The sequence below is a fragment of the Mesorhizobium waitakense genome (assembly GCF_056431085.1).
This window is the reverse complement of sequence record NZ_JBWKME010000007.1, coordinates 1-11774: the sequence shown is the minus strand read 5'-3', so window position 1 is coordinate 11774 and position 11774 is coordinate 1. Positions and strand designations below refer to the sequence as shown.

Annotated in this window: 14 protein-coding genes; 9 read left to right on the top strand and 5 right to left on the bottom strand. The window is 61.4% G+C overall.

The annotated features are described in order from the left end of the window. Positions 1-363 (bottom strand): ATP-dependent DNA ligase (locus tag AC07FD_RS00615; protein WP_478348221.1); only part of this gene is annotated, 363 nt, incomplete at its 3' end. A gap of 124 nt (positions 364-487) precedes the next feature. On the opposite strand from AC07FD_RS00615, the gene AC07FD_RS00610 reads away from it, so the two are divergent. Both AC07FD_RS00610 and AC07FD_RS00605 read left to right on the top strand, forming a co-directional pair. After that, positions 488-1300 (top strand): hypothetical protein, encoded by an 813-nt coding sequence (locus tag AC07FD_RS00610; protein ID WP_478348220.1) that lies wholly within the window; start codon positions 488-490, stop codon positions 1298-1300. 546 nt (positions 1301-1846) lie between these two features. Continuing rightward, entirely contained in the window at positions 1847-2017 is a 171-nt protein-coding gene (locus AC07FD_RS00605) for a hypothetical protein (protein WP_478348219.1), read from the top strand. Between the two features lie 656 nt (positions 2018-2673). Here AC07FD_RS00605 and AC07FD_RS00600 read toward each other — a convergent pair. Next, positions 2674-3138 (bottom strand): hypothetical protein, encoded by a 465-nt coding sequence (locus AC07FD_RS00600; RefSeq protein WP_478348218.1) that lies wholly within the window; start codon positions 3136-3138, stop codon positions 2674-2676. A gap of 196 nt (positions 3139-3334) precedes the next feature. Here AC07FD_RS00600 and AC07FD_RS00595 point away from each other — a divergent pair. Next, a protein-coding gene (locus tag AC07FD_RS00595; protein WP_478348217.1) for an IS5 family transposase occupies positions 3335-4092 on the top strand; the annotation gives its coding sequence in 2 pieces (ribosomal slippage) (positions 3335-3668 and positions 3668-4092; 759 coding nt in all). Between the two features lie 1282 nt (positions 4093-5374). Here AC07FD_RS00595 and AC07FD_RS00590 read toward each other — a convergent pair. Continuing rightward, complete coding sequence (locus tag AC07FD_RS00590) at positions 5375-5953, bottom strand: NUDIX domain-containing protein (protein WP_478348216.1); 579 nt, start codon at positions 5951-5953, stop codon at positions 5375-5377. A gap of 154 nt (positions 5954-6107) precedes the next feature. Between AC07FD_RS00590 and AC07FD_RS00585 the strand changes: the two genes are divergently transcribed. The 4 genes from AC07FD_RS00585 (at position 6108) to AC07FD_RS00570 (ending at position 8360) form a co-directional block, all read left to right on the top strand. Beyond that, complete coding sequence (locus AC07FD_RS00585; protein WP_478348215.1) at positions 6108-7211, top strand: NADH:flavin oxidoreductase/NADH oxidase; 1104 nt, start codon at positions 6108-6110, stop codon at positions 7209-7211. Between the two features lie 131 nt (positions 7212-7342). Next, a complete protein-coding gene (locus tag AC07FD_RS00580) occupies positions 7343-7660 on the top strand; it encodes an SH3 domain-containing protein (protein ID WP_478348214.1) in 318 nt (105 codons plus the stop codon). Positions 7661-7812: 152 nt separating this feature from the next. After that, complete coding sequence (locus AC07FD_RS00575) at positions 7813-8091, top strand: DUF982 domain-containing protein (protein ID WP_477228526.1); 279 nt, start codon at positions 7813-7815, stop codon at positions 8089-8091. A gap of 29 nt (positions 8092-8120) precedes the next feature. Beyond that, entirely contained in the window at positions 8121-8360 is a 240-nt protein-coding gene (locus tag AC07FD_RS00570; protein WP_478348213.1) for a DUF2188 domain-containing protein, read from the top strand. A gap of 159 nt (positions 8361-8519) precedes the next feature. Here the strand turns inward: AC07FD_RS00570 and AC07FD_RS00565 are convergent, their stop codons facing one another. Together AC07FD_RS00565 and AC07FD_RS00560 are read right to left on the bottom strand one after the other, a co-directional pair. Then, a complete protein-coding gene (locus AC07FD_RS00565) occupies positions 8520-8804 on the bottom strand; it encodes a hypothetical protein (protein WP_478348212.1) in 285 nt (94 codons plus the stop codon). Positions 8805-8857: 53 nt separating this feature from the next. Next, entirely contained in the window at positions 8858-9871 is a 1014-nt protein-coding gene (locus AC07FD_RS00560) for an alpha/beta fold hydrolase (protein ID WP_478348211.1), read from the bottom strand. Positions 9872-10053: 182 nt separating this feature from the next. On the opposite strand from AC07FD_RS00560, the gene AC07FD_RS00555 reads away from it, so the two are divergent. Then, complete coding sequence (locus AC07FD_RS00555; protein WP_095090752.1) at positions 10054-10797, top strand: competence/damage-inducible protein A; 744 nt, start codon at positions 10054-10056, stop codon at positions 10795-10797. Between the two features lie 95 nt (positions 10798-10892). Then, the gene (locus AC07FD_RS00550; protein WP_478348210.1) at positions 10893-11726 is read left to right on the top strand and encodes a universal stress protein; all 834 of its coding nucleotides are present in this window, start codon (positions 10893-10895) and stop codon (positions 11724-11726) included. Positions 11727-11774: the final 48 nt, after the last annotated feature.

Here is an 11774-nt window from a genome sequence, read left to right as displayed (position 1 = left end):
CATGTCGCGCAGATCGTGGCCGTTGAGGTGCAGGAGGTCGAAGACAACGAAATACAAATCGTGCTGACGTTTCGTAATAGCTTTGCGCAGTTCACCTAAGTCCGAGATATCGGCATCGTTGAGCACGATGACTTCGCCATCCATGATGAAGCTCTCGACGCCGAGCGAGGCCGCGAGCGAGGCCAGGTCCCGGTACTTCGCAGTCCAGTCCAAGCCTCGGCGCGTGAAGATGCGGACGCCGTCGCCATCCTTGATTATCTGCGAGCGGTAGCCATCGAACTTGACCTCGTGAATCCAATCGTCGCCCTCCGGTGGCTTCTCCACCAGGGTCGGCATTAACGGCTCGATGAACGTCAAACGCATGAACTGACCCACGAAAACGCGATTCAATCAGCTTTAGCTAAAATGGTTCCAAAACCGGAAACCGGCGCTGCAACAAAGAGGCCGGCCGGGCGTTGCGCATCAACAAAAGTGCGACGAGGAAACGATGACGATGGCGGAAACTTCAAATATCCTCCTCACCGCTCCCATCGAGCTTGCCGGCGACTGGGGCCGCATGCTGGAGGGCGCGGCAGATCAGGTCGTTGAGCGCATGCGGCATGCATGCCTTGACGGCGTCCGCCTGCTCTCCGACCGCCAGCCGACGCGCGTGCGTGTCGACGAGCACACGTCCGGCACGCCGGCCGTCTGGCTGCATCCGGATGGCAGCAGCATGGCCTGGATCATTGTCGACATCGGGGAGCGCGATTGGTCCAAGCTAACCTACCAGTTCGGCCACGAGCTCGGCCACGTGTTTGCTAACAGCTGGCAGCCGGATGCCAAGCCGGCAACGCCCTGCCAGTGGCTCGAGGAAGCCATGGTTGAAGCACTCTCGCTGCGCGGCCTGGGGCGCTTGGCGAAGGACTGGAGGGAGAACCCGCCGTTCGCCGGCGACAACGCTTTCGGCGATGCCATTGCCGCGTATCGCGAGAATATCATCCGAGGCTATTCCGCGCTCGCCGACAGCCAGGGGCTGACGCGCGACGCCGCGGCGTGGTTCGCCGACCATCGCGGCGAGATCGAGATGCCCGCCCTCAATCCGTTCGCCCGGGCGATGTCTGTGACCATCCTTGCCGAATATGACCGCGCGCCGCAGTGCGTCGAGGCGCTCGGCGCACTCAACCGCTGGCCCGGCCGCACCGGTGTGCCGATCGGCGAGTATCTCGGGCGATGGGAGGCGAGTTGCGCTGAATTGGGCGCTTCGCCCAGCTTGCCGATCCACCTGCGTGACCTGCTGCACGTTCCGCAATGGGCCAAGTAAAGAATTCCGGCGTTGACCGTGGATCTGAAGCGCCGACCGCTGCGGCTTGCTGTGCCTTCGAGGCGCACTTTGTTTTACGGGAGACTACCGGTTCTGGTTCGGCGTCTTCAAGAAACTGGACCGGCGAAGAAGAAAAGCCCGCCACTGAGGAGCAATGGCGGGCCCCGAAAGCTGTGGGAATAGCTTTCATGCACCTAGAAAGCCGCCGGGTGCGTACGCAAAACGAGCCGAAAAACAAACCGTTCCAGCACACACAAAAAGCCCGCCACCTTGGGTAAAAGGTGACGGGCTCCGAAGTCGCCAGCAGAGGGACATTAGCTGACGGAGAGGTAACTTCAGGCAAAAACATTAGTTGCGTCTAAAATAAAAAAGCCCGCCTGTGGGAAGGCGGGCGGGCTCCGGAGTGTGCTGGGATCAACCAGCGTCCAGCAGGCCTGGCACCTACACGCCGGCAAACGTTTGGTCGTCGCTAAGGCTTTGTACCGTGATAGGCGTAATTGCGCCGTGCGGCGAGAACACAACCCACCGGAGTGGCCGGTACGCTGCATGACTCTGGTAACTGGCATTGGAGATCTGGTGGCGGTCACGGCCACGGTGCGCAGGCGGATTGACGATGAGCGCGTCAGCGTGTCAGTCCCGAACTATGATTGCCCGCAATCGATCCGGAGCTATGATGTCGCGCATTCGATCCGTACCAAGGTGCAGCGAGGAGATTAGATCGAGCTTACTGGCGAGGTCACTCGGATCGATGACGAGACGGTGTCAATCGACCTAGGGCCGCTGGTGATGGTCGAAATCGATAAGGTTAGGCTCGTCGAGAGATACCGGCCATTGCAGCGCAGGACAGTAAAATTCTGAGGTCATTTTCCACCGGCGGCTGTGCGTGACGCCCTATAGGTAAGTTCGTCGACCGAGATGACGTCAGCCTTCGTCGTGCTACGCGTGGTCATTGCGACTGTCTTGCGAGGCGTAGCTGTTAGCTGACCCGTGCACTGTACGATGTGTCCGGCGAATAGATTGGCCGAAAGGCTGACACCGGAACGAGTAGGTGCTCGGCCGCGTTTCATCTTCACCCGGAGGAAGATCGAGATGACAACCCCGACCCATAAAGAAGATTACCGGACAAATAGAGCTGACTACCTCATCGCGAAAAGGCCGATTGTTGCCAATGTGGAACCTACGACCAAGCAAAGATCTTCGAGACTTCAGCGGTCATCGAGACTGCCTGAAAACCCATCGAAGCCGTCACCAATATCTAGGCCGCAACGATAACCCCTAGGCCGAGATCCATGTGCGCGGACCTACAGATGCGAGAGTGCGGTTGCCTAGGCCCACCCGGCGAGCGCTTGCTGCGAGATTCCTGCGGGATCAGCTTAGCAACCTTCCGCTTTCAGGGATCGCACCATCTGTACAACAACCGGGTCGTACGGGATTTTTTCCGACCTGCTGTAATTTATGGTGAAGAGCGCGGCTCGGTCGTTGCAGACCGCGATTGCGCGGACATATCGGATCTGGCCCTCCTTGACACCGGAGTAACTGGCCCACCTCCAGGTGACGCGCCGATAGGTCAGCTTCCAGCCAGTCTTTTCGTCCTCAATCATGCGATGCTCGATCTCGGCGCGAAAACTGGCGTTCCCAAGTCTGGCGCCCCACACTGCGAGGAAGGCATCGTTTTCGCCCTGAAAAGCCGCGCCTTGGTCGGACCGCTGCGTCAGCACAAAACCCGGGGGAACATCGAATGTGAAGCCAAGCTGCCTGACACCGAACGGCTGCCACGCTTGGGCCTGAAGCGTGCTGCAAAATAGGACCGGAACGAGGCTCAGCAGAAAGCGTACCATGGGATTGATTTAGCGTTGCGTCATATACCGTCCAGATCTGACAACGTTGCAGACAGCGAAAAGTGATCGGCGCGTTCTTCGCTGCCGATCTACTGCTCCCCGATAGCCCGACCTGATCATCTAGGCTCAGGACCTATTAAATTGCTTGCGGAGATAGCGATCGGTTGATTCAATGGCGGCGCAAGGAGACGCTGTCATGAGTGATTTGATCTGGCTGTCGGAAGCGCAGATGCGCCGCATCGAGCCGTATTTCCCGTTGTCGCACGGAGTGCCTCGTGTTGATGATCGTCGGATCATCAGCGGCATCATTTTTGTGATCAGGAATGGCCTGCGGTGGCGCGATGCGCCTGCGCAATATGGCCCACCCAAAACGATCTACAATCGCTTCATTCGCTGGAGCAGGCTGGGCGTATTCAACAAGATTTTCGCGGCGCTCGCGGCGAAGGGCGGGAAACCCGACCAACTGATGATCGATGCGACCCACCTGAAAGCCCACCGGACGGCAGCAAGCCTGCTCAAAAAGGGGCTGTTCCCCGACGTATCGGACGCACCAAAGGCGGCCTGAACTCGAAGCTACACGCCGTCTGCGACGGCAAAGGCAGACCGCTGGTGATGCTGCTGAGTGAGGGGCAGATGAGCGACTACAAAGGCGCTGCCCTCATGATCGACGCTTTGCCCAGGGCCAAAGCCTTGCTCGCAGACAGGGGGTATGACGCCGACTGGTTCCGCGCCGCCCTTGCTGAACGCAAGATCGCCGCCTGCATCCCGTCAAAGGTCAACCGAAAGGTGCCGATCCCGCACGACGCCGCACTCTATCGACAGCGCCACAAGATCGAGAACATGTTCGGCAGGCTCAAGGATTGGCGGCGCATCCACACTCGCTATGACCGCTGTGCGCACACCATGTCTGCCATCTGCATCGCAGCCACAGTCATCTTCTGGATCAATCAATGAGTCCTGAGCCTAGGTTGCGGCTGGTTTGTGCTCCACCTTTTGCTACTTCCTTCGTTCATATGGGTGTGTTCCCCTTATATTAGCAGTAGCATATATATCGTCGCCAGCCGGCGCCGCCCCAACCCGCCCCGCCGGTCAGGCCCAGCCGCCTAGCTGCCGGTCACAACTAGCAACCAGGCCGCTGGGCCGCCCCGCCCGGGTCGTGTTCCACCGCAAAGTCGGTATGGTCCAAACGGCGAAAATGCAGGCTCCGCGCCACTCGCTGAAATCGCCAGACATGTCCCGCACCAGTTTCCCAATGCATCGACTCGCGATCGGGCCGAGCCTGTCGATCAGCGCCTGGACATCGACTTTGTGGATTTGCAGCACAGCGGCCAATAGCAGGGGAAAACGTCCGAACAGGCTTCTGTTGCAGGGTAGCTAATATTAGGGTTGGCTTCAGCCGGCTTGCCCCAACAAGAAGCCCCAAGCCGGTTAGGCTCGGCGGCCTCTCGTCACCCCGATCGGCTGTCGAGCCGCATGAAGGCTGATGGCTGAATGAAAAGCCTCGCCGCTCCATTTGCGAAGCGGCGAGGCCCCCACCCACCCCAATGCCGGCCCCAACACCCGGCATTGCTGACATTGCAAATCTGGTGCCAAGCGCAAGTGACCCATTACGGGACACCTGCGTCAGCTTGGGAGGCCGTGGGCCAGGATTGGTCCGGCCGGAATCGCGCGTGGGCGCAGGCGTGGCACGGTTCTTGCTCCGACAGTTTCAGACATGCCGGGCGCAAGACGCTGTTCCACATCGACACCGGCGTGTGAGGTTGGGACAATGATGTCGCGCAAGCTTCTGTTCGGCCTTCCCGCAGTGTTCCTGGTCACGGCCCTGGCGGTAGCCCTCTTGTCGTCCGAGATGTCATGGGAATTTCTGACGGCGATCCAATCCGATTCAGTCTTTTGTGCAAGCGGTCCATCACGCGAGACCGTATCGGCGTCGGCTTCAACATCACGGACTTTGCCGTCATGTGGCTAGCACAGCCAAAATTCGGAAACGAACAGCGTCCCGCAGTGTCTTACCGAGATTGGGTCATGGCACGCTTAGCCCTGATCACTCGGTTGGCATCAGCCTTTCGCGAATTCGTTGCACCGCGCTACCGGCCAGAACTTCACTATATGCGCGGCCCCGGCCCAGCCTCGGCACGCCGGGCGCGCGAACGCTGAATATCAACGGCCAACCGCCCCTATTCGGCCATCGATCCGAGAGCCAGCCTGGCGACAGGATGCAAGCGCCAGAAATCGATCAAGCAGGAATCGGATTCAGCTTCAGATGCTGGATCAGGATGATGGTCTTGGCGTCGATGATGCGGCCCTCGGCAATGCCGGCCAGTGCCTCATCGAGCGGCATTTCCAGCACTTCGATGTCCTCGCCCTCTTCCGGCGCGCCGCCGCCGGCCGAGATGCGGTCGGCAGGCGAATAGCGGGCGACGAAGAACCAGAGCCGTTCGGTGACGCTGCCCGGGCTCATATAGGGTGAAAACAGCCGTTCCACGTTCTGCAGCCGGTAGCCCAGCTCTTCCTCGGCCTCCTTGCGGATGCAGGTTTCCGGATCGTTTTCGTCCAACAGGCCGGCACAGGCCTCGATCAGCGGCTCGCGATGGCCGGTGACATAAGCGGGATAGCGGAACTGGCGCACCAGAAGCACGGTCGAGCGCGAGGGATCGTAAGGAAGGATCACCGCGCCGTCGCCGCGATCATAGGTCTGGCGGATCTGCGTTTCCCACTGTCCGTCACGACGGCGGTAGTCGAGGACGGTCTTTTTCAGGACAGCCCAGTCGTCCGAGAGGATTTCCTCCGAACGGATGCGAATGCGATCTTCCATCGTGGTCTCCATGCTACCCGGTCGAGGCGTAGCCGCGAACTGGCATTTGCGCAATGCAGGCAATCGGTCCAAAAAGGGCGTGTCACCTTCTCGTGTCTGGCGCGTCTTCGATCCACTACCTAGATAGCGGTTTACCCCTCCCGGAGCCCTTCTCATGACCGCATCGCTTTTTCAGCCAATCACCCTTGACGGCCTCACCTTCCCCAATCGCATCGCCGTCGCGCCGATGTGCCAATATTCCGCCGAAGACGGCTCGGCCAGCGACTGGCACCTCTACCACTGGATGAACCTTGCCATGTCGGGCGCCGGCATGGTCATGGTCGAGATGACCGACGTCGAACGGCGCGGGCGTATCACGCATGGCTGCCTCGGCCTTTATTCCGAAGACAATGAGGCGGCCGCCCGCCGCACGCTGGATGCGGCCAGACGCGTCGCCGCTCCCGGCACGAAGTTCGGCTCGCAGCTTGCCCATGCCGGCCGCAAGGCCTCCAACCGCAAGCCGTGGGAGGGCGGCGGACCGCTGCAGCCAAACGAGGATCCCTGGCAGACGGTGTCGGCCTCGGCCATTGCCTACGACACCGGCTGGAACGTGCCGCGCGCGCTGGAGGATGAAGAAATCCTGCAGCTCATCGAACGCTTCGCCGAGGCGGCAAGGCGTGCCGAACGCGCCGGCTTCGATTTCCTCGAACTGCACGCAGCACACGGCTATCTGATCTTCCAGTTCCTGTCGCCACTGTCCAACCAGCGCACGGACCGCTGGGGCGGCTCGCTGGAAAACCGCATGCGTCTTGCCGTCGAGATCGCCAAGGCAGTGCGGAAGGCAACGCCAAATCTGATGCTCGGCGCGCGGCTGTCGGTAAAGGATTGGGTCGATGGCGGCTTCGACATCGAGGATGCGATCGAAGTGGCAAAAGCCCTCAAGGAAGCCGGCGTCGCCTATCTCTGCTGCTCGAGCGGCGGCAACTCGCCGTTGCAGAAACTGCCCACCGGACCGGGCTACCAGGTGCATCTGGCGGAAGCCGTGCGCAAGGGCGCCGGCATTGCGACCCGCGCGGTTGGCCTGATCGACGACCCGAAGCAGGCCGAAGCGATCGTCGCCGAGGGCCGCGCCGACATCGTGGCGCTGGCGCGCGCCTTCCTGGCCGATCCGCGCTGGGGATGGCGTGCGGCGGCCACGTTCAGCGAGACAATCCACCCTGCGCCGCAGCTTGCCCGTTCGGTCACGACGATGCAGCACTGGATGAAGGCGGCGGGCTGATCGATCGATTCTCCTGATCCCGGCGCGGCCCGCAGTTCTGGACAGTTTGCTACAGCTTGGCTTCAATTCTGTTTGCAAACTGTTACCTTGGGTGAGGCTGCGGCGGGCGCGGCCGGGCTTGGGAGGAAATCATGTCGTTCAGGGCATTCTTGCCTCTTGCAGCACTGACAGTTGTGGCCGGACTTTGGATCGGCGCGTCGACACCGGCCAGCGCGCAATATTGCGAGGGCACGGTGCACGGCCTGTCCGGCCGCTACAATCTGGCGACCGGCAGCGGCTTTCTTGCCGTGCGGACACGGCCGAACTCGTCGTCGCGGATGATCGGCCAGCTGTTCAATGGCGATCACACCGAGATCTTCGACCGCCGCGGCAACTGGTATCAGGTCGAGATCGGCGGCAGGACCGGCTGGGCAAATGCACGCTGGTTGCGCAACGATTGCGGCTACTGAGACGCAGTGCATGTCACCCAAAAGGGGATCCGGTTTGGGATAACGACATGCATCAAACAAAGTCCCTAAAGCGCGTCGCAAACGCGACGCGACTTTTGGGCGCAGGCTCAAGGACATGGTTGCAACCAAATTGGCTGCTTTGCGTTGCGGCCATGATGGACAACAAACCTTTTGAAGTGCCGGTCGTCGTCGAACTTGGCCACGTCGGCAAATATCGCCATATCCGCAGTGCCCAGGAAGCGGCGGAGTGCCTGATGACCGTTTGGCCGCTCAATCGCGGTCCGCGCCATCGTGATGCCCTCGACACTTGCCTCAAAGTGCTGGAAGGTTATCGTTCGACAGCAGATGCGCGCCGGGCACTGATTGAAGCCGCCAAGGAATCGGAAGTGCTGGTGCCCGACGACAGACTGCCCGACGGCCGGCTGCATTGAGCAGACGGACCTTTCAACTGGAGGTTTTGATGGCGAAGCTGACTTACAAGATCGTCGAGCATGACGGCGGCTGGGCCTATAAGGTCGGTGCGACCTTCTCGGAGACATTTCCCACGCATCAGGACGCGCTGCGCGCCGCCGAAGTCGCTTCGGCCGAGCAACAGGTCGCCGGGGCTACGGACGGCATCCAGTACGAGGACGCCGAAGGCAAATGGCACGACGAACTGGCCGACGGCCGGGACCGCCCGCAGACAGAAGTCTCCGAGTAAATTCTTGTATCCTGGTCTCAGTAATCGGGCAGGCACGGCGCCGACCGCAGACGTCCGGAGAGAAGACGTCCCGCAGCCGGCGGCTGCCCTGCGGGTTTTGTCTTTTGAGCGAGATCTTTTCCGAAAACCGAGTACTCGGTTTTCGGGCTCGTGCTCCGACTATTTGCCGCAATACTGATCGTTCACCTTCCCTTGGGCATTCGCATCGGGACCGGCGGTGTCGTAGGCACAAGGGCCGATCGGGCCGGTATTGCCCAGGGTGTTCAATCCTGAGTGGTCGCCGTTGATGCTTCCGGTGGTGGTGGTATCGACGCTTGTATGGTTTCCATTGCCGAACGGCCACCAGTCGTGATTGTTGGAATAGGTGCTGTCCGACGACTGTGCCATTGCCGATGTGGCAAGACCAATCGTCAGGACGGATGCTGCCAGAAGTTTCGTGACCATTGAACTACTCCGTGTCTTTGCCGCCTTGGGTGCGACACGGGTAAAACCGGCAATCAGCCTGATGGTTCAGTGAAATTGTCGTGAGCCAGCGGTGATGCCCGACCGGCGAAGGCTCGATTGGCGACGCGCTCGATGAAGGCGACGATCCGCTCCGGCGCGACGAATTGCGGCATGTGCCCCATGCCCTCGACCAATTCGAAATCGAGCCCCTCGATCCTTGACCTCATCGGCGCACCCTGGGTGTGAAAGGTGGTGACGCGATCGGCATCACCGAAGAGAATGCCGGCCGGCATGGCGATCTCGCCGTAGCGCTTCTCGATGCGGCCAAGGTCGCGCTCAATCGCCACGACATCGGATGACATGGCGTAGAAATGGGCCGGCCTGAGCCCGAGCCAGCCGCCGCCTCCGACCATGTAATCGCGGGGCAAGACCTGCGGCGCGAAGATGAATTCCATTGTCGGCCGCGCATATCTGAGGCTTGTCGGTATCGCCACCGTATAGCTCATGATCCAGCGCCACAGGCGTGACGGAATATAGAGTGAGCCGAACTTTTCGCGCCCGCCGGCTTCCATATGGGTCAATGGCGCCAGGAGAGCGATGCCGGAAATCGCCTCGGGATGTTCCACCGCCAGGGTCAGCGCGATGGCACCACCCAGGGAATGACCGACCACCAGCGGCTTTTCCAGGCTGAGAGCTTCAATGAAGCGTCGCACGATCGCGGCCTGTTCGGGCAGCCGCCCCGTCGCCCCGCTCGCCCGCACCGAATAGCCCGCGCCCGGGCGATCGAGCGCGATCAACCGGTAGCCCGCACCTAGCCGCCCGAACAGCGTGTGGCGGAAATGGTGGAGCTGGGCGCCAAGCCCGTGCAGGAAGACGATCGGCAGCCCCTCGCCCTGATCGACATAGTGGATGCGGTTGCCATCTACCTCGATGAATTTTCCGACCGGCGGCACCAACCTTTCGGCCTTGGCCGCGATCCACAGCGTCGCCAGCACCAGGCTTGTGATCCCCAGGACCGCCAGCAACAACAGTCCGGCCAGCAGCCATGACAGAAACGACAGGAGCATTGTTCACCGCACCAGAACCGGCTTGAGCTTAGCCGCATCCGGTGCCGCTGCAACCTTGCATCGAAACCGGCCTGGTTCGATGGATATCTCGCATATCGATACAGATTGTTCGCCGCCCAGCCGGCATTGCGGCTGCTGCCGCGCCGCGCTATCTGAGGCGACTCGTCTTGCCGGAGCCTTCCATGCCCGAAATCGTAACCGCCGCCATGCTCGTCATCGGTGACGAGATCCTGTCCGGCCGCACCAAGGACAAGAACATCGGCCATCTCGCCGATATCATGACGGCGATCGGCATCGACCTGAAGGAAGTGCGCATCGTTCCGGACGAGGAAGACGAGATCGTCGCGGCGGTGAATGCCGTGCGCGCACGCTACACCTATGTGTTCACCACCGGCGGCATTGGCCCGACGCATGACGACATCACGGCCGATTCGATATCCAAGGCCTTCGGCGTGCCTTGCGAATACGATGCCAAGGCCTATGCCATGCTCGAGGCAAGCTATGCCGCGCGCGGCATCGAATACACCGAGGCCCGCAAACGCATGGCGCGGATGCCGCGCGGCGCCGATCTCATCGACAACCCGGTGTCCGTTGCGCCCGGCTTCCGCGTCGGCAACGTCCATGTCATGGCTGGCGTCCCGTCGATCTTCCAGGCGATGCTCGACAATGTCGTGCCGACGCTGAAGGCCGGCACCCGGATGCTGTCGGCAAGCGTGCACTGTCCCTTCGGCGAAGGCCTCATCGGTGGACCGCTGGGTGACATCCAGAAAGCGCATCCGGACACGATCATCGGCTCCTATCCGAAATATGGCGATGGCAAATTCTGGACCGAACTGGTCGTGCGCGCCCGCAGCCAGGAAGCGCTTGACGCAGCGCGTGCCGATGTCGAGGCAATGGTGGCCGGGTTCGCCAGCAATCCGGGCTGATCTGGTCCAGACCGGAACCAAGCATGACGCTGCGACGTTTCCTTCTGGCGAGTTCGATCGGCCGCAATTCTATCGCTTGTAAACTGGGGATTACCATGCGATTCAAGACCATCGTCGCCATTCTGCAAAACGAACAGGACGCCGAGCGCGTGCTGGACTGCGCCGTTCCGCTCGCCAACCGGTTCCAGAGCCATCTGACCGGTATCCACGCCGAAACGCTTCCGGTGCCCTACACCTCGGCCACCGGCTTTCCGGACACCGAGTTCCTGCAGGTTTCGGCCGACATGAACCGGGAGCGGGCCGAGAAGCTGCAGGCCATTTTTCTCAGGCATATCGAGAACTCCGGACTTTCCTTCGAGTGGCGAAGCCTGGAGAGCTTTTCGGGCGACAGCGCGCTGACCGGCATTTCCAGCGTGCGTGCCGCCGATCTGATCATCGCCGCGCAGCGCGAGACGGGCGGCGACCCGAGCGCGGATGTCGATACATTGGTCTATGATGCCGGACGGCCGGTGCTGGTGGTGCCGCATGCCGGCCCGCTGGTCACCACCTTCAAGCATGTGCTGCTCGCCTGGAACGGCAGCAAGGAAGCCGCCCGCGCCGCCTTCGATGCGCTGCCGTTCATCATCGAAGCCGAGAGAACCGATATATTGGTCATCGATCCACCCGACTCGCTCGACGAGAGCCCGGAAGCCGCCGGCGCCGAAATCGCGTCCGCGCTGTCGCGCCATGGCGCCACCGTCAGCGTTTCGGTGCAGAGGTCGGGCGGCAATTCGATCGACGACATCATCCAGACCAGAATCGCGGAGACCGGCGCCGATCTGCTGGTGCTCGGCGCCTATAGCCATTCGTGGCTGCGCCAGCTTCTGTTCGGCGGCGTGACGCGCACAGTGCTGCGCACGGCGCCGGTGGCGGCCTTCCTGTCGCGCTAGGGGTTGTTGATATTCAGGATTCCACTTCGGGCTTGATCGTGATTCAAG

Coding starts and splice junctions, on each gene's coding strand:
- AC07FD_RS00610 (WP_478348220.1), top strand. CDS start 488: ATGACGATGGCGGAAACTTCAAATATCCTCCTCACCGCTCCCATCGAG.
- AC07FD_RS00605 (WP_478348219.1), top strand. CDS start 1,847: ATGACTCTGGTAACTGGCATTGGAGATCTGGTGGCGGTCACGGCCACG.
- AC07FD_RS00600 (WP_478348218.1), bottom strand. CDS start 3,138: ATGGTACGCTTTCTGCTGAGCCTCGTTCCGGTCCTATTTTGCAGCACG.
- AC07FD_RS00590 (WP_478348216.1), bottom strand. CDS start 5,953: ATGGAAGATCGCATTCGCATCCGTTCGGAGGAAATCCTCTCGGACGAC.
- AC07FD_RS00585 (WP_478348215.1), top strand. CDS start 6,108: ATGACCGCATCGCTTTTTCAGCCAATCACCCTTGACGGCCTCACCTTC.
- AC07FD_RS00580 (WP_478348214.1), top strand. CDS start 7,343: ATGTCGTTCAGGGCATTCTTGCCTCTTGCAGCACTGACAGTTGTGGCC.
- AC07FD_RS00575 (WP_477228526.1), top strand. CDS start 7,813: ATGATGGACAACAAACCTTTTGAAGTGCCGGTCGTCGTCGAACTTGGC.
- AC07FD_RS00570 (WP_478348213.1), top strand. CDS start 8,121: ATGGCGAAGCTGACTTACAAGATCGTCGAGCATGACGGCGGCTGGGCC.
- AC07FD_RS00565 (WP_478348212.1), bottom strand. CDS start 8,804: ATGGTCACGAAACTTCTGGCAGCATCCGTCCTGACGATTGGTCTTGCC.
- AC07FD_RS00560 (WP_478348211.1), bottom strand. CDS start 9,871: ATGCTCCTGTCGTTTCTGTCATGGCTGCTGGCCGGACTGTTGTTGCTG.
- AC07FD_RS00555 (WP_095090752.1), top strand. CDS start 10,054: ATGCCCGAAATCGTAACCGCCGCCATGCTCGTCATCGGTGACGAGATC.
- AC07FD_RS00550 (WP_478348210.1), top strand. CDS start 10,893: ATGCGATTCAAGACCATCGTCGCCATTCTGCAAAACGAACAGGACGCC.